This window comes from Burkholderia sp. Bp9004 (genome assembly GCF_003858025.1).
GTDB classification, from domain to species: Bacteria; Pseudomonadota; Gammaproteobacteria; order Burkholderiales; family Burkholderiaceae; genus Burkholderia; species Burkholderia diffusa.
In genome coordinates this window covers 258,246-275,887 of sequence record NZ_QTQD01000001.1, presented here as the reverse complement: position 1 = coordinate 275,887, position 17,642 = coordinate 258,246, and the positions used below count along the sequence as shown (strand labels likewise).

13 protein-coding genes are annotated in these 17,642 nt (G+C 68.4%); 10 read left to right on the top strand and 3 right to left on the bottom strand.

The features are described from left to right. Positions 1-134: 134 nt before the first annotated feature. Positions 135-617: an Lrp/AsnC family transcriptional regulator gene (locus tag DIE08_RS01160; protein WP_006755380.1), complete on the bottom strand. Its 483-nt coding sequence runs from the start codon at positions 615-617 to the stop codon at positions 135-137. Between the two features lie 285 nt (positions 618-902). Between DIE08_RS01160 and DIE08_RS01155 the strand changes: the two genes are divergently transcribed. From DIE08_RS01155 to DIE08_RS01140, 4 genes are all read left to right on the top strand, one after another. After that, positions 903-1,550, top strand: coding sequence for a LysE family translocator (locus tag DIE08_RS01155; RefSeq protein ID WP_124623856.1), 648 nt, complete (start codon positions 903-905; stop codon positions 1,548-1,550). Positions 1,551-1,674: 124 nt separating this feature from the next. Further along, positions 1,675-2,850 (top strand): voltage-gated potassium channel protein, encoded by a 1,176-nt coding sequence (gene kch, locus DIE08_RS01150; RefSeq protein ID WP_124900755.1) that lies wholly within the window; start codon positions 1,675-1,677, stop codon positions 2,848-2,850. A 37-nt stretch (positions 2,851-2,887) separates the two neighbouring features. Next, positions 2,888-3,319, top strand: coding sequence for a YqaA family protein (locus tag DIE08_RS01145; RefSeq protein ID WP_059679604.1), 432 nt, complete (start codon positions 2,888-2,890; stop codon positions 3,317-3,319). Between the two features lie 139 nt (positions 3,320-3,458). Then, positions 3,459-5,441, top strand: coding sequence for a methyl-accepting chemotaxis protein (locus tag DIE08_RS01140; RefSeq protein ID WP_124900754.1), 1,983 nt, complete (start codon positions 3,459-3,461; stop codon positions 5,439-5,441). A gap of 39 nt (positions 5,442-5,480) precedes the next feature. On the opposite strand, the gene DIE08_RS01135 is transcribed toward DIE08_RS01140, so the two are convergent. Next, positions 5,481-7,133 carry an acyl-CoA synthetase gene (locus DIE08_RS01135; protein WP_124623845.1) on the bottom strand — a complete coding sequence of 551 codons (1,653 nt, stop codon included), beginning with the start codon at positions 7,131-7,133 and terminating at the stop codon, positions 5,481-5,483. A gap of 168 nt (positions 7,134-7,301) precedes the next feature. On the opposite strand from DIE08_RS01135, the gene DIE08_RS01130 reads away from it, so the two are divergent. The 6 genes from DIE08_RS01130 (at position 7,302) to DIE08_RS01105 (ending at position 16,473) form a co-directional block, all read left to right on the top strand. Next, positions 7,302-8,057, top strand: coding sequence for a Crp/Fnr family transcriptional regulator (locus tag DIE08_RS01130; RefSeq protein WP_185715820.1), 756 nt, complete (start codon positions 7,302-7,304; stop codon positions 8,055-8,057). Positions 8,058-8,285: 228 nt separating this feature from the next. Then, on the top strand, positions 8,286-11,534 hold the full coding sequence (locus DIE08_RS01125; protein WP_124900752.1) for an efflux RND transporter permease subunit: 3,249 nt from the start codon (positions 8,286-8,288) through the stop codon (positions 11,532-11,534). A 33-nt stretch (positions 11,535-11,567) separates the two neighbouring features. Further along, positions 11,568-12,800: an efflux RND transporter periplasmic adaptor subunit gene (locus DIE08_RS01120; RefSeq protein WP_124900751.1), complete on the top strand. Its 1,233-nt coding sequence runs from the start codon at positions 11,568-11,570 to the stop codon at positions 12,798-12,800. A 5-nt stretch (positions 12,801-12,805) separates the two neighbouring features. Then, on the top strand, positions 12,806-14,311 hold the full coding sequence (locus DIE08_RS01115) for an efflux transporter outer membrane subunit (protein ID WP_124900897.1): 1,506 nt from the start codon (positions 12,806-12,808) through the stop codon (positions 14,309-14,311). A gap of 21 nt (positions 14,312-14,332) precedes the next feature. Beyond that, the gene (locus DIE08_RS01110) at positions 14,333-15,028 is read left to right on the top strand and encodes a heavy metal response regulator transcription factor (protein WP_059599382.1); all 696 of its coding nucleotides are present in this window, start codon (positions 14,333-14,335) and stop codon (positions 15,026-15,028) included. Continuing rightward, positions 15,025-16,473: a heavy metal sensor histidine kinase gene (locus DIE08_RS01105; protein WP_124900750.1), complete on the top strand. Its 1,449-nt coding sequence runs from the start codon at positions 15,025-15,027 to the stop codon at positions 16,471-16,473. The genes DIE08_RS01110 and DIE08_RS01105 overlap by 4 nt, the downstream gene beginning before the upstream one ends. Before the next feature lie 75 nt (positions 16,474-16,548). Here the strand turns inward: DIE08_RS01105 and DIE08_RS01100 are convergent, their stop codons facing one another. Further along, a complete protein-coding gene (locus DIE08_RS01100; protein WP_124900749.1) occupies positions 16,549-17,589 on the bottom strand; it encodes a helix-turn-helix domain-containing protein in 1,041 nt (346 codons plus the stop codon). Positions 17,590-17,642 lie beyond the last annotated feature (53 nt).

Below are 17,642 nucleotides of genomic sequence, written 5' to 3'. Positions count from 1 at the left end.
CGCCCCGCAGGCATTGCCCGCCTGTTTCCGGCTCCGCGCCGCGCCCACTGGACGCGACAGCCCGATTACCGCTCTGCTTCGGCACAACCGCGCATCTCGTCGTCACGACGATCCACGGCCCATCTCCCCTGTCGTCACACCTGAATCGACGGCACGTCTTTCATGCACCGCAGCGCGAACATCGAGCGGCTATGGCGGATGCTCGAAATCCGGTACAGCTTCTCGCGCAGGAAGCGCTCATAGCCGGCCGTGCCGTCCACCGCGACCTTGATCCAGTAGTCGTATTCGCCCGACACGAGGTAGGCCTCGAGCACTTCGGGCAGCGCCGCGAGTTCGGCGCCGAAACGCGCGAGTGCGTCGTCCTCGTGGCGATCGAGCGTGACTTCGAGGATCACGATGTCCGCGTAGCCGAGCATGCGCTGGTTGACCAGCGCGACGTAGCCGTCGATGTAACCGTCGAGCTCGAGCTGCCGCGTGCGGTTCCAGCATGCGGTGGTCGACATGCCGATCTGTTCGGCCAGTTCGGCGTTCGACAGACGCGCATTCTTTTGCAGTGCACCGAGGATCTTGCGGTCCTGGTTGTCGAGGGTTTTCGGCGTGCGTTCGCGGGTAGCCATGACGTAAAGAATTTTCTACTGGAAATCGGCATTCTATCTGAACAGGATTCCGGTTTCGGGCGTGCTTTGCTGGAAAACAGGAAGCCTTTTAACCGGCCCGCTTGATACATTTTCTCCATGCCTGTTGTCCGGCACGCTCCCCGCGACAACCCCTTCGCACCGGGACGCACGACCGCAATCACGAGTTGCGGCGCCGGACACGCAGGCATGTAATGTCCCGCCTCCCGCGCGCCTATCCGGCTGCACGGGCCGGCGCCTGATCCTTCGTTTTCCGCACCTCCCGTCATGTCGTTCAGGCTCTATCTGTCGTTCCTCGCTGCGTCCGCCGTCCTCATCTACGCCCCCGGCCCCGTCAACCTCCTCACGATGAACCAGGCATTGCGCACCGGCTGGCGCCGCGCGCTGCCGTGCGTATGGGGCGGCACGCTCGCCGTGCTGCTGCAGCTCGCGCTGACCGCGCTGTGCCTGAATTCGCTGGTCCATCTCGACGAGCACGCGCTGAACGTGCTGCGCTGGGCCGGCGCCGCCTACCTCGTGTGGCTCGGCGGCAAGCAATGGCTAGGCCGCGCGCAGCTCACCGCGCCCGCCGCGTCGACCCAGCCCGGCAGCGCCGCACCCGACGACACCGACAGCGGACGCGCACTGTTCTGGCGCGGCCTCGCCACCTCCGGCCTGAATCCGAAGACGCTGCTGTTCTTTCCGTCGTTCTTTCCGCAGTTCATCGTACCGAGCGCAGACTGGAGCCTGAACGCGCAGTTCCTGCTGCTCGCGACGTCCTTCGCGCTGCTGTTCGCCGGCGGCATTGCGTCGATGGCGCTCTTCTCGCACCGGCTGAGCCATGCGCTGCAGCGTCCGGCGCGGATGCGCGCGATGAACCGGGTGACGGGCGGGCTGCTGGTCGGCATGGGCGCGATCATGGTCGGCTGGAACTGAGACCGCGCGGCCGCACGCGCAGGTGCTGGGTCACCCGCGCACCCCGCGAAAAAGCAGCCGATCGCCGAATGCTTTAGGGTAGCGCCTGGTTCGTTGGACATGCCCGGCTCGACCGGGTGATTGCATGAAGCACGTCACTACCCGCCTGCGGCGGCTGTTCGCGCCGATCGGCCTGCACTGGTATCTCGCTCTCCTCCTCGCGCTCGATGCACTGATGGTGCTGCGCCCCGTCGTCGCCCATGCGAAGCTCGGCGTGCATCGTGCGTGGCTCACCGACGCGCTGAATCTCGTCGATAACGCCGGCCTCGTCGTGCTGCCGCAGGTCGTCGTCGCGACCGGCCTCGCGACGATGGCCATCGGCATCGTGCTGCGTGCGCGCGTCGCGTGGGTGCTGTCGATCCTGCTGCTGGTCGCGGCCGCCGCGATCAGCATCCTCGGCGGCTACCGCAGCAACGCGGTGTTCGTGTACACGGCCGTGCTGGCCGTCACGCTGATCTACTACTGGCGCCATTTCGACCGCGCGAGCGTCGCCGCGAGCAGCCTGTTCGCGCTGCTCAGCATCGTGTCGCTGTTGATCTACGCGACCTTCGGCGTGCTGTATCTCGGCGACGAATTCACGCCGCCGGTCCACGACCTCGCCACGGCCGTCTACTTCTCGATCGTGTCGATGTCGACGGTCGGCTACGGCGACATCGTGCCGCACGCGCCCACCGCGCGCCTCTTCACCGCATCGGTGATCGTGCTCGGCATCACGGTGTTCGCGACGTCGATCAGCGCGGTTGTCGGGCCGGTGATCGGCGGCAACCTGAAACGGATCGTCAAGGGAGGCATTTCGAACGTGATCCGCAAGCATCATTTCCTGATCGTCGGCGCGACGCCCGTCGCGCATGCAGTGCACGAGGGGCTGCGCAAGCGCGGCTACGCCGTGACCGTCATCGTGCCGGCCGGCGTCGAGCACAACTATGCGGGCGGGACCGACCTGATCGTCGGCGACGCCACCGACCACGCGGTGCTGGAAAGCGCCGGCGCGGCAACGGCCCGCGCGGTGCTCGCGCTGCGTTCCGACGATGCCGAGAATGCGTTCATCATCCTCGCGATCCGCGAGATCGCGTCGACGGTGCGTACCGTCGCGCTCGTGAACCAGCAACGTAACCTCGAGCGGCTGCGCCTGCTGAAGCCGGACATGGTGTTCTCGCCGCAGCAGCTCGCGGGCGAACTGCTCGCCAGCACGCTCAACGACGAACCGGTCGACAAGTCGGTGATCTCGCACCTGCTGTTCGGCACCGACGCCGCCGCGTGACCGGTGCCGGCCGACGCGCGGCCGGTACAATCGCGCGATGTCCGAATTGCTCACTTACGGCGGCCTGTTCGCCGTGTCGATGGTCGCCGCGACCCTGCTGCCGCTCCAGTCCGAAGCCGTGCTCGCCGGCCTGCTGCTCGCCGGACGCGAGCCCGTGTGGGCGCTGCTGCTGGTCGCGAGCGTCGGCAACGTCGCGGGTTCGGTGGTCAACTGGGCGCTCGGCCGCGGCATCGAGCACTTCCGCGAGCGCCGCTGGTTCCCGGTCAAGCCGGCCGCGCTCGCGCGCGCCGAGCGCTGGTATGCGCGTTACGGCCGCTGGTCGCTGCTGCTGAGCTGGGCGCCGGTGGTCGGCGATCCGCTGACGATGGTCGCCGGCGTACTCCGCGAGCCGCTGCCGACCTTCCTCGCGATCGTCACGATCGCGAAGGTCGGGCGGTATCTGGCCGTCGCGTGGCTCGTGATGCACTGACGCTGCCCGCCTGCGTCGGGCGAGCCTGCCCGCCCCCTCCGGCTTCGCACCGCTAAAGAATTCACCGAAGCTGCCGTATTCCTTACGGTATGCGGTGGCGCGTGCGTTCCGCCTCTCTCCCTCTCGACTCAGGATTCATATGAGATTGACCCAATTGGGCGGGGCGAGCGTCGGCGCGCGCCTGGCCGCGCTGGCATGCGTGCTCGTCGCGCTGCTGTTTACCGCCTTCGCATGGGCGCTCGCCCATTTCGCTGGCCAGCAACTCGCCGACGAGGCCCATGCGCGCATCGCGGACAAGGAGCAGTCGATCCGTGCGATGGTCGAAATGTTCGACAAGGCGCTGTCCGCCGAAGCCACCCGCGCGATGGCGCTGTTCGCCAGTTACCTGCCGGCCGATTTCGCGCTCGACCCGGCCCGCACCGTCGACATCGGCGGCGTCGCCGCGCCGACACTGTCCGCGGGCGGCCAGCCGCTCGACCTCGATTACGCGATTCCCGACCAGTTCCTGAAGAAAAGCGGCGCGATCGCGACGATCTTCGCGCGCGACGGCGACGATTTCGTCCGCATCACGACGTCGCTGAAGAAGCAGGACGGCTCGCGCGCGGTCGGCACGCGCCTCGATCGCGCGGGCCCCGCCTACGCGCCGCTCGTCGCCGGACGCAGCTATACGGGCCTCGCGAAACTGTTCGGCCGGCCGTACATCACGCAGTACAAGCCCGTCACCGACGCGACGGGTCGCGTGATCGGCGCGCTGTTCGTCGGCCTCGACGTCGGTGCCGAGCTGCAAGTCGTGCAGGACGGCATCCGGGCGTTGAAGATCGGTGAAAACGGCTATTACTTCGTGCTCGATGCGTCGCCGGGTACATCGCGCGGCACCTTCGTCGTCCATCCCGACGCGGCCGGCCAGCGCGCCGACGACGCGCGCGCGCCGTACACGCAGATGCTCGCCGCCGGCCAGGGCCGGCTCGCTTACACGTCGGCCGATCCGGCCGCGCACGACGCCGCGCCCAGCGCCAAATTCGTGTCGTTCACGACGATTCCGCAATGGCAGTGGCTGGTCGGCGGCATCGCGCTCGACGACGAACTGCTGGCGGGCATGCGCACCGTCCGCAACCGTTTCCTGATGATCGCGGCCGTGCTCGTCGCGGCGTTCGCGGCGTTGTTCCTCGTCGTCGTGCGACGCGTGGTGAGCCGACCGCTCGATGCGGCGGCGCGTGCATCGGAACGCTTCGCGTCCGGCGACCTCAGCATCCGCATCCGCGACGGCGCCGCCGCGCGCGGCGCGGCGGGCAACGACGAGATCGGCCGGCTCGTGCAGGCGGTCGACGGAATCGGCGACGGCCTCGCGCGGATCGTCGCGCAGGTGCGCAGCAGCTCGTCCGACATCGCGCGCGGCACGGTCGGCATCGCGGCCGGCAGCGGCGACATCGCGGCGCGGATCGCGACGCAGGCGAGCAGCGTCGAACAGACGGCAGCCAGCATGGAGCAGATCACGGCCGCCGTGCAGCAGAACGCGGAACACGCGGCGCAGGCGAACGCGCTGGTCGCCGACGCATCGGCCGCCGCGACCGACGGCGACACGGCGGTGCAACGCGTGGTCGCGACGATGGACGACATCGGCCGTGCGACGCGCCGGATCGCCGACATCACCGGCACGATCGAAGGCATCGCGTTCCAGACCAATATCCTGGCGCTGAACGCTGCCGTCGAGGCCGCGCGCGCGGGCGAGCACGGCAAGGGCTTCGCGGTGGTCGCGGCCGAAGTGCGCACACTCGCGCAGCGCAGCGCGGCCGCGGTCAAGGAAATCGACGCGCTGAGCGCCGAATCGTCGACGACCGTCGAACAGGGCTATCGGATCGCGGACGCCGCGCGCGGCACGATGCGCGACATCGTCCAGCGCGTCGATCAGGTCAGCACGCTGATCGGCGAGATCAGCGCCGCGTCGCGCGAGCAATCGACCGGCATCGAGCAGGTGAATCAGGCCATCACGCAGATCGGCGAGGCGACGCAGCAGAACGCGACGCTGATCTCGGATGCGGAACGCGCGGCCGTCGCATTGCGCGACCAGGCCGCGCAACTGGCGGAAGCCGTCAGCGTGTTCCGGCTGGCCCGCGACGCGTGACGCACGACGAACGGCCGGGCAACTGCCCGGTCGCGTCGATTACTTCTTGTCCCCGGCCAGGTCGATCGCCTTGTCCGACCCGACCGCATTGCGCAGCTGGAATTTCTGGATCTTGCCGGTCGACGTCTTCGGCAACTCACCGAAGCGCACGACCTTCGGCACCTTGAAACCCGCGAGCAGCTGCCGGCAGTGCGCGACGATTTCCTCCTCGGTCGCGCTCATGCCGTGGCGCAGCTCGACGAACGCGCACGGCACCTCGCCCCATTTCGGGTCAGGCATCGCGACCACCGCCGCGACCTCGACGGCCGGATGCCGGTACAGCGCGTCCTCGACCTCGATGCTCGAGATGTTCTCGCCGCCGGAAATGATGATGTCCTTGCGGCGATCCTTGATGCGGATATAGCCGTCCGGCGTCAGCACGCCGAGATCGCCCGTATGGAACCAGCCACCGTGGAATGCCTCGTCCGTCGCGTGCGGGTTCTTCAGGTAACCCTTCATGCAGATGTTGCCGCGGAACATGATCTCGCCGAGCGTCTCGCCGTCGGCCGGCACCGGCGCCATCGTGTCCGGGTCGAGCACCGTCGCGCCCGCTTCCAGGTGATAGCGCACGCCCTGCCGCGCATTGAGCCGCGCGCGCTCGTCGTCGGGCAGTTCGTCCCAGTGCGCCTGCTTCGCGCACACGGTCGCCGGGCCGTAGACCTCGGTCAGTCCGTACACGTGCAGCAGGTCGAAGCCGATCTCCTTCATCTTCGCGATCACGGCCGGCGCGGGCGCGGCACCGGCGACCATCGCGTGCACCGTGTGATCGATGCCCGCGCGGAACTCGGCCGGTGCATTCGCCATCGCGCTCTGCACGATCGGCGCGCCGCAGTAATGCGTGATGCGTTCGCGGCGGATCAGGTCGAACACCGTCTTCGCGTCGAACTTGCGCAGGCAGACGTTCACGCCCGCGCGCGCCGCGACCGCCCACGGGAAGCACCAGCCGTTGCAATGGAACATCGGCAGCGTCCAGAGATACACCGCGTGCTTCGGCATGTCCCATTCGAGGATGTTGCTGATCGCCGCGAGATACGCGCCGCGATGGTGATAGACGACGCCCTTCGGGTCGCCGGTCGTGCCGGACGTGTAGTTCAGCGCGATCGCCTCCCACTCGTCGGCGGGGGGCGTCCATGCGTAGTCCGGGTCGCCGCCCGCGACGAACGCTTCGTAGTCGGTCGCGCCCGCGAAGCGCGCGGGGTCGGCCGGCATCGCGTCGGCGACGCTGACGATCTTCAGGCCCGGCACTTCGAGCGCCGCGCGATGCGCGAGCTCCGCGTATTCGGTGTCGACGATCAGCACCTTCGCTTCGCCGTGACGCAGCATGAACAGCACCGACGAAATGTCGAGCCGCGTGTTGATCGTGTTGAGCACGGCGCCGGCCATCGGTACGCCGAAGTGCGCCTCGACCATCGCCGGGATGTTCGGCAGCAGCGCCGCGACCGTCTCTCCGCGCGCGACGCCGGCCCGCGCGAGCGCGCTCGCGAGCTGCTTCGCGCGCTTGTAGGTCTCGCCCCACGTGCGCCGCACGTCGCCGTGCACGATCGCGAGGCGCTCGCCGTAGACTTCGGCCGCGCGGACCAGAAAGTCGATCGGCGTGAGCGGCACGTAGTTGGCCTCGCGGCGGCCGAGTCCGGCCTCGAACATCTGCGTCATGATCCTGTCTCCCGTTTTCTGCCGGCCGGCGTGCATGCACCCCGATCGGTTTTGATGTGGTTCAATTGCCGATAGCCTAACGGGCGCTATTGTGAGCCGTCTGTCATCGAAACGACAGAGTGCCCGATGAACGCTGCGCGTTATCCCTATCCTCGCAAACCCGCACCCATGCACGATCACTCCGTTGCGCCGCCCGACGCGGCCGCTCCGCCGGACCACTCGCCGGCCGACCCGGGTCCGTTGCCCGCCCTGTCCGCGCTGTTCGGCCAGTGCGCGTGGTTCCGCGCGCTGGCGCCGGAACACCAGGCGCTGGTGCTCGCGCAGTCCCATGCGGAACGGCACGAAGCCGGCGACGTGATCGCGCAGCGGCTCGCGCCGTCCGAATACTGGATCGGCGTGCATCGCGGACTGCTCAAGCTGGCGATCTTCAACGCGTCGGGGCGCGGCTGCACGTTTTCCGGCGTGCCGTCGGGCGGCTGGTTCGGCGAAGGCAGCGTGATCAAGCGCGAGCTGCGCAAGTACGAAGTCGTCGCCGTCCAGCGCTCGATCGTGCTGTTCGTCCCGGTCGACACGTTCCATGCGCTGCTCGACACCAGCCTGCCGTTCACGCGCTTCGTGATCCATCAATTGAACAACCGGATGGGCGAGTTCATCGCGTCGATCCAGAACAGCCGGCTGCTCGACGTCGACGCGCGCGTCGCGCAGGCGCTCGCGCAGTTGTTCAACCCTGCGCTGTACCCGGACACCGGTCCGTCGCTCGCGATCTCGCAGGAGGAACTGGGGATGCTCGTCGGCGTGTCGCGGCAGCGGATCAACCAGGCGTTGCAGCAGCTCGAGAAACTCGGCGTGCTGCGGCTCGCGTACAACCAGATCGAAGTCGTCGATCTGGCCGCGCTGGCGCGGGTCGGGATGGAACAGATCTGAGCGACGCCGGATGAGTGGAACCGTCGTCGATGCGGCATCCGCATACGGCACGGCGGCGGTTTCCGGGTGCCTGCGCCCGCGCGCCTTTCATCCGATGAATCGGCCTTTCGTCACCCCGCCCCAACCTGACAATTCCGCCAGTTTCGCGCCAGTGACCCGTTCCGCCCCGACGCCTATCATTCGGGTTCCCTTCACCGACGCCTGATCACCGCCTGTCCCGCTGCCTCCATGTGGATCGTCAATCTCGCGCTCAGGCGCCCCTACACGTTCATCGTGATGGCCATCATGATCGTGCTGGCCACCCCGCTTGCGCTGATGCGCACGCCTGTCGACGTCCTGCCGGCGGTCAACATTCCCGTCATCAGCGTGATCTGGAATTACAACGGCTTCTCCGCGAAGGAGATGACCAACCGGATCACGGCCGTCCATGAACGGATCCTGACGACGACCGTCAACAACATCCAGCACATCGAGTCGACCTCGCTGCCCGGCATCGCGGTCGTGAAGGTGTTCCTGCAGCCCGGCGCGAACGTGCAGACGGCGATCGCGCAGACGGTCTCGTCCGCGCAGGCGATCGTGCGGCAGATGCCGCAGGGCGCGACGCCGCCGCTCGTGATCACCTATTCCGCGTCGAGCATCCCGGTGATCCAGCTCGGGTTATCCAGCAAGACGCTCAGCGAACAGTCGCTCGCCGACATCGCGCTCAACTTCCTGCGCCCGCAACTGATCACGATCCCGGGCGCGCAGATCCCGTTTCCGTACGGCGGCCGCACGCGCGTGGTCGCGATCGACCTCGACCCGCAGGCGCTGCTCGCGAAGGGCCTCACGCCCGCGGACATCGTCAACGCGGTCAACGCGCAGAACCTCGTGCTGCCGACCGGCACCGCGAAGATGGGCCAGACCGAATACCGGATCGACACGAACGCGTCGGCCGACACGGTCGCCGACATCAACGGCCTGCCGGTGCAAACCGTCAACGGCGCGACGACCTACCTGCGCGAAGTCGCGTCGGTGCGCGACGGCTTCGCGCCGCAGACCAACGTCGTGCGCCAGAACGGCCAGCGCGGCGTGCTGATGTCGATCCTGAAGACCGGCGACGCGTCGACGCTGAAGGTCGTGTCGGACCTGAAGGCGTTGCTGCCGAAGGTGATTCCGACGCTGCCCGAAGGGCTCACGATCACGCCGCTGTTCGACCAGTCGGTGTTCGTCAACGCCGCCGTGCAGGGTGTGATCCGCGAGGCGCTGATCGCGGCCGTGCTGACCGCGATGATGATCCTGCTGTTCCTCGGCAACTGGCGCAGCACGCTGATCATCGCGATCTCGATTCCGCTGTCGATCTTCACGTCGCTGATCGCGCTCTCCGCGCTCGGCGAGACCATCAACATCATGACGCTCGGCGGGCTCGCGCTCGCGGTGGGGATCCTGGTCGACGACGCGACCGTCACGATCGAGAACATCGAGCGGCACCTGCATCTCGGCACGCGCCGGGCCGACCCTGGCGAGCCCGGCAGCCCCCTCGGGGGGCCGCGACCGGAGGGCGCGCTGGGGTCCTCGTCGAGCACCAACCTGCACGATGCGATTCTCGAAGGCGCGGGCGAGATCGCAGTGCCCGCGTTCGTATCGACGCTGTGCATCTGCATCGTGTTCGTGCCGATGTTCTTCCTGACGGGCGTCGCGCGCTTCCTGTTCGTGCCGCTCGCCGAAGCCGTGGTGTTCGCGATGCTCGCGTCCTACGTGCTGTCGCGCACGCTCGTGCCGACTCTCGCGATGCTGCTGTTCCGCCCGCAGCAGGCCACCACCGGCCCCGACCACTCGACGTCGCGTTTCGCGCGCCTCCATCACGCGTTCAATGCCGCGTTCGAGCGGCTGCGCGCGTGGTACATCGTGCTGCTCAGCATCCTGCTGGTGCGCCGCCGCTTCTACGCGACGTGCTTCCTCGGCTTCTGCGTGCTGTCGACCGGCCTCGTGTTCGTGCTCGGCCGCGACTTCTTCCCGAACGCCGATTCCGGCAACATCCGGCTGCACATGCGCGCACCGACCGGCTACCGGATCGAGGAAACCGCGCGCCTCGCCGACCAGGTCGAGCGCGTGATCCGCGAAGCCGTGCCGCCAGACGAACTCGGCGCGATCGTCGACAACCTCGGGCTGCCGGTGAGCGGCATCAACCTGTCGTACAGCAACAGCGGCACGATCGGCACGCTCGACGGCGAACTGATGATCGCGCTGAAGCCCGGCCATCGCTCGACCCAGCACTACGTGCAGACGCTGCACACGCTGCTGCCGCAGCGCTTCCCCGGCGTCGAGTTCTTCTTCCAGCCGTCGGACATCATCACGCAGATCCTCAACTTCGGTCAGCCGGCCGCGATCGACGTGCAGGTGCTCGGCAACGATCTCGCGAGTAACATGGCTATCGCGAGCAGCCTGATGAAAAAGATCAGGCAAATCCCCGGCACCGTCGACGTGCACGTGCTGCAGCGCAACGACGAACCGACCCTGGTGGCCGACATGGACCGTACGCGCATGCAGCAGCTCAGCCTCTCCGCGCAAAACGTCGCGCAGAACATGCTGATCTCGCTGTCCGGCAGTTCCCAGACGACCCCGTCGTTCTGGATCAACCCGCGCACCGGCGTCCAGTACCCGCTGCAGATCCAGACCCCGCAATACGACATCGCGTCGATCGACGACCTGCTCGGCACGCCGATTTCCGCGAGCGGGCGCACGGGCATGCCGCTGCAGCTGCTCGGCAACCTCGTGCAGATCCACCCCGTTTCGAACCCGGCCGTGATCACGCATTACAACATCCGCCCGGCGATCGACCTGTACGTGAGCGTCGAGGGCCGTGACCTCGGCTCGGTCGCGGGCGCGATCGACCGGATCGTGTCCGACGCGCGCGCGACGCTGCCGCGCGGCACCGACCTCACGGTGCGCGGCCAGGTCGAGACGATGCGCACGTCGTACATCGGTCTCGGCGCGGGCGTCGCGATGGCGATCGTGCTCGTCTACCTGCTGATCGTCGTGAATTTCCAGTCGTGGCTCGATCCGCTGATCATCATCAGCGCGATGCCTGCCGCGCTCGCCGGCATCGCGTGGATGCTGTTCATCACCGGCACGCACCTGAGCGTGCCCGCGCTGACGGGCGCGATCATGACGGTGGGCGTCGCGACCGCGAACAGCATCCTGGTCGTGTCGTTCGCGCGCCAACGCCTCGCCGCCGGCGCACCGCCGCTCACGGCCGCGCTCGAGGCCGGCGCGACGCGGATCCGCCCGGTGCTGATGACGGCGCTCGCGATGATCATCGGGATGGTGCCGATGGCGCTCGGTCTCGGCGAAGGCGCCGAGCAGAACGCGCCGCTCGGCCGCGCGGTGATCGGCGGCCTGCTGTTCGCCACCGTTTCGACGCTGCTGTTCGTGCCGCTCGTGTTCGGCGGCGTGCATTCGCGACTGGCCCACCGGCGCGTGCGCCAGGCCGGACGCTGACTTTCGCCCCTAGCCTCTAGACCCGGTCAATTCATGGAAGAGAAACATCACAGCTCCGTCGGCATCCAGGTGGACGAACACGGCATGCACCTGCCGACGCGCACGTCGGTGTCGCGGCGCGGGCGGATCGTGCTGGTCGTGGTCGGCGTGCTGCTGGCCGCGGGCGCCGCGCGCACGATCGTCGTCAACGTGCTGAACCGCAACCGGCTCGACGCAGTGGCCGAGCAGAACACGCGCCAGTACGTGAACGTCGTGCATCCGGTCGATGCGGCCACCGGCGGCAAGCTCACGCTGCCCGGCACGCTGCGCGGCTTCGTCGAGGCGCCGATCTATGCGCGCGCGAGCGGCTACGTGCTGCGCTGGCAGGCCGACATCGGCGCGCACGTGAAGCAGGGGCAACTGCTCGCCGAGCTCGACACGCCCGAGCTCAACCAGGAACTCGCGCAGGCCACCGCGCAGCGTCAGCAGGCGCAGGCCGCGCTCGCGCTCGCGAAGACGTCGTTCGACCGCGCGCAGCAACTGCGCCAGCGCGATGCGGTGTCGCAGCAGGAACTCGACGACCGGCAAGGCGCGTTCAACCAGGGCAGCGCGAACCTCGCGGCGGCCGATGCGAACATGCGCCGGCTCACCGAACTGAAGGGCTTCCAGCGCATCGTCGCGCCGATCGACGGGATCGTCACGCAGCGCAACGTCGACGTCGGCGACCTCGTCAATTCCGGCAACGCGGGCCGCTCGCTGTTCACGGTCGTGCAGGCCGACCGGCTGCGCCTGTATGTGCAGGTGCCGCAGGCGTATGCGCAGCAAATCAAGGTCGGCCAGCACGTGAGCGTCGCGCAGGCCGAGCTGCCTGGCCAGACCTTCGACGGCACGATCACGCGCACATCCCAGGCAATCGACGTCGCGACGCGCTCGCTGCAGATCGAGATCACGCTGCCGAACCCGGACGGACGGCTGCTGCCCGGCGCATACGTGCAGGCGACGCTGCCGATGACGCCGGTCGGCCGCCTGCAGATTCCGGCCAACACGCTGCTGTTCCGCGCCGAAGGGCCGACCGTCGCGACCGTCGACGCGAACGGCCAGGTGCGCCTGAAGGCGGTGACGATCGCGCGCACGATCGGGCAGACGCTCGAAGTGGACGGCCCGCTCACGCCGAATGACCGCCTCGTCGCGAACCCGAGCGATGCGCTCGCGAACGGCGACGCCGTCATCGTGCAGGCGCCGCCGGCCGTGAAGCCGGCGTCCGCCGCCGCGGGAGCGAAGTCGTGAGCGCGATGCGCGCCCGCCTGCGCCCCGCCGCGCTCCTGGCCGCCGTCGCGGTCGCGGCCCTTGCCGGCTGCACGGTCGGCCCCGACTACCGGCGCCCCGCCGTCGAGACGCCGGCCGCCTGGCGGCTCGACCCGGCAGACGCGTACTGGCACCCGGCCGCGCCGGCCCGTGCGCCGCTCGATCCGGCCTGGTGGACCGCCTTCGGCGACGCGCAGCTGGACGCGCTCGAAGCCGATGCATTGCGCAGCAACCAGAACCTGAAGGCCGTCGCCGCACGCTACGACCAGGCAAAGGCGACGCTCGCGTCGGTCGCGTCCGCGCAGTATCCGGCCGTCGGCCTGAACGCGAGCGGCCAGCGCTTCAAGATCTCCGCCGACCGGCCGCAGACCAACTACGCGACGCGGAGCACGTCGACCGTCCAGAACGACATCCAGGTCGGTGCGAGCGCCAGCTATGAACTCGACCTGTTCGGCCGCGTGCGGCGCAGCGTCGAATCCGCGCAGGCCAGCTCCGAGCAGGCGCGCGACGATTTCGCGAACGCGCGCCTCGTGCTGACCGCCGATCTCGCGTCGAGCTACTTCGCGCTGCGCGAGCTCGACACCGAGATCGACGTCGTCAAGCGCTCGATCGACCTGCAGCAGAAGGCGCTCGACTACGTGAGCGCGCGCCACGACCTCGGTGCGGTGTCCGGCCTCGATCTGCTGCAGCAACGCGCGCAGCTCGACGCGACGCGCACCCAGGCACAGCTGCTGATCCAGCAGCGCGCGCAGGTCGAAACCGCGATCGCGACGCTGGTCGGCACGCCGGCCCCCGAATTCTCGCTGCCGCCGCGCGTGGTGGCGATCAACGCGCCCGCGCTGCCGACCGGGATGCCCAGCGACCTGCTGCAGCGGCGCCCCGACGTCGCGTCGGCCGAACGCGCGATGGCGGCCGCGAACGCGCAGATCGGCGTCGCGCGCGCCGCGTATTTCCCGCGCATCACGCTGTCGCCGGACATCGGCTGGGATGCGACGCGCTTCGCCGGCCTGTTCACGGTGCCGGCGCTGCTGTGGTCGGTCGGCGCGTCGGTCAGCCAGCCGCTGTTCGAAGGCGGCAAGCTGAAGGCCGGCGTCGATTTCGCGCAGGCCGGCTATGCCGCCGCGCAGGCCAGCTACCGGCAGACCGTGCTCACCGCGTTCCAGGAGGTGCAAAATGCGGTGACGGGCCTGTCGGTGCTGGCCGAAGCCGCGCAGCAGGCATCGGCGGCCGTCGACGACGCGCGCAAGCTCGTGTCGCTCGCACAGGACCGCTACGCGGGCGGCCTCACGCCGTTCATCGACGTGCTGACCGCCCAGCAGCAATTGCTGACGAGCGAGCGCCAGGCCGTGCAGATCCAGGGCCAGCGCGCGGCGCTCGTCGTGTTTCTCGCGAAGGCGCTCGGCGGCGGCTGGGACGGCGGCGCGACCGGCGGCGCCACGCCGACCGACGTCGCGACGGCAAACCTCTCGCGCGCCGCGAGCGTCGGCCCCTAACCCGGTTACAAGGACAAACCCATGAAAGTCCTGATCGTCGAAGACGAACCGAAAGTCGTCGAATACCTGAAGAGCGGCCTCACCGAGGAGGGCTGGGTCGTCGACACCGCGCTCGACGGCGAGGACGGCGCGTGGAAGGCCGTCGAATTCGAATACGACGTGGTCGTGCTCGACGTGATGCTGCCGAAGCTCGACGGCTTCGGCGTGCTGCGCGCGTTGCGCGCGCAGAAGCAGACGCCCGTGATCATGCTGACCGCGCGCGACCGCGTCGATGATCGCGTGCGCGGGCTGCGCGGCGGCGCCGACGACTACCTGACCAAGCCCTTCTCGTTCCTCGAGCTGATCGAGCGGCTGCGCGCGCTGACGCGCCGCGCGCGCGTGCAGGAATCGACGCTGATCTCGATCGGCGACCTGCGCGTCGACCTGATCGGCCGGCGCGCGTCGCGCGACGGCACGCGCCTCGACCTGACCGCGCAGGAATTCCAGCTGCTCGGCGTGCTCGCGCGGCGTAGCGGCGAGGTGCTGTCGAAGACGACGATCGCCGAACTCGTATGGGACGTGAACTTCGACAGCAACGCGAACGTCGTCGAGACTGCGATCAAGCGCCTGCGCGCGAAGCTCGACGGCCCGTTCGCGGAGAAGCTGCTGCACACGATCCGCGGCATGGGCTACGTGCTCGAGGCGCGCGAGGACGCCGACAACGAGAGGCACGCATGAAACGCTCGATCACCCTGCGTCTGTCGGCGATGTTCGGCATCGTGTCGCTGCTCGTGTTCACGCTGGTCGGCTGCGGGCTGTTCGTGATGATGGAGCGCCAGCTGTTTGCCGAACTGCGCGCGACGATCGACACGCGCGCGAAGGTCGCGCAGATGATCGTGTCGCACGCGACCACGGCCGCACGCGGCCGCCTGATGCAGGAAAAGCTCGCCGACCTCGAACCGCCCGACGGGTCGACGCGTTACCAGATCGACAGCCCCGACGCCAACTTCCGCTTCGGTCATCCGGTCGACGGCATGCCGGTCGGCAAGCCGTTCGGTGCGTTCCAGCAGTACGCGCTCAACCACAGCAGCTACGACGTGATGACGAAGACCGTCCCGATCGCGGGCAGCGGGGAGCGCCCCGATCTGAAGCTGATCGTCGCGTCGTCGTGCGAGCGTACGCAGCGGATGCTGCGCCGTTTCGTGTGGACGCTCGCGGCGCTGATCGCGATCGCTACCGTCGTGACGCTGCTGCTGGGCCGCGCGGTCGCGCGCTTCGGGCTCGCGCCGCTCGAACGGCTGTCGCAGGACGCGGCGGCGATCAACGCCACCAACCGCCGCCAGCGGTTGCACACCGACGCGCTGCCGACCGAGCTGCGCGATCTGGCCGCGTCGTTCAACGGTGCGCTCGAGCGCATCCAGCAGACCTACGCGCGGCTCGAGGCGTTCAACGCGGACGTCGCGCACGAGTTGCGCACGCCGATCAGCATCCTGATCGGCCAGACCCAGGTCGCGCTGACGAGCCGCGACCGCTCGGTCGACCGGATGCGCCAGACGCTGCAGTCGAACCTCGAGGAATTCGAACGGCTGCGCGTCATCATCAACGACATGCTGTTCCTGTCGCGCAGCGATCGCGGCGAGCGCGCGACCGACCTGAAGCACGTGTCGCTCGCCGACGAAGTGCGGCGCATGCTCGACTTCCTCGAGATTCCGCTGGACGAAGCGCAGTTGCGCGCCGAACTGCACGGCGATGCGCACGCAGCCGTCGACCCGTCGCTGTTCCGCCGCGCGATGACCAACCTGCTGATCAACGCGATCCAGCATTCGGCGCCCGGCGCGACGCTGAACGTGACGATCACGCCGCGCGACACGCTCGTCGACGTGTCGGTTGCCAACCCCGGCGAACCGATCGACCCCGTGCAGCGCTCGCACGTGTTCGAGCGCTTCTACCGGCTCGAGGAAGCGCGCGCGAACAGCAAGGAGAACCACGGGCTCGGGCTGTCGATCGTCAAGGCCGTCGCGGAGATGCACGGCGGCAGCGTGTTCGTCGCGTGCTCCGGCGGCGTCAATACGTTCGGCTTCTCGGTGTCGACGCAGCTGTGCAGCGTCGGCCCGCTGCGCGCGGCCGACGCGGGCGACGCGCCCGCGCTGCGGCCGGCGCACGCGCCGCGCGCAGTGCACTGACGGCGCCCGCGCCTGTCGGATGCCCCAACTGCGTCCGAGCGGCGCCTGCCCGCCTCGAACGCGGCCCGGGACGCGTCACGCGCGTGGCTTGCTGCCCTGCTCGCGCCACGCCCGCGGCGACATCGCAAACCGCTCGCGGAACACGCGGCTGAAATGCGACATGTCGTTGAATCCCCAGCGCAACGCGATGTCGGACACGCGCAGCATCGCGCATTGCGGATTCACGAGATCCTGCGCGCACCGCTCGAGCCGCAGGTTCCATACGTAACGCATCAGCGACGTGTTCTCCGCCTCGAACAGCTTGTTGATGTAGCGCGACGAAATGCCGATCGACCGCTCGATCATCATCGGGTTCAGCTCCGGGTCGCGCAGGTGCTCGAGCAGATGCCGCTTCACCCGCGTCAGCGTCAACGCCTTCATCCTTGATTGCGCGAGGTCGTTGCGCTGCAAGCCCCCGACCGTCATCGCGATCAGCGAGATCGCGGTATCCGACAACTGCCGCATCTCGTCCTCGGACACGTTACGGATCTGCGACGACATCTGCTCGAGAAACGCGCGCATGACGCTGCCGACACCCTCCCCGGTTTGCGTCGGGCATGCCGTACGGTGCTCCATTCCGACGACGAGCTGGTTCAGGGTCGTGCGGGGAATGCTGACGACGATCTCGCGCCACGACTGGCCGAACGTCAGGTGGTGAGGCCGTGTCGCGTCGTAGATCGCGAAATCCCCGGGGTGCAGCGTGACGATCTTGCCGTCCTGCTCGACCGATTGGCTGCCCTCGAGCATCAATACTCCGAAATACTTGTCCTCGTACTCGCTCCGCGCCTGGCGATAACGCCGGATCACGGCCTGCTCGCTTGCGTAGATCTCAGAGATGCGCATCTTTTCGCATCTACGCTGCCGAACCTGGCCGAAGAAATCGGCTTTCTGCACGGCCGCGATCTGCACGTCCGCGAACAAGCGCAGAATCGTCTCGCGCCAGAATTCGATACGCTGGCTGATCGAGCCGTTGGTCGCCACCTCGATTGCCGAATTCGTTCGTTCGCCCGGCGGGCTGTCGGAGTCCAAGCCGGGCGCGTCACCGCTTGCGGCGCGCGGGAAAGGACGCATCGTCATGGTCGTGCCCCACATGCGTTGGCAAATACGCAGCCGGTAGCGTGCCCGTTCAA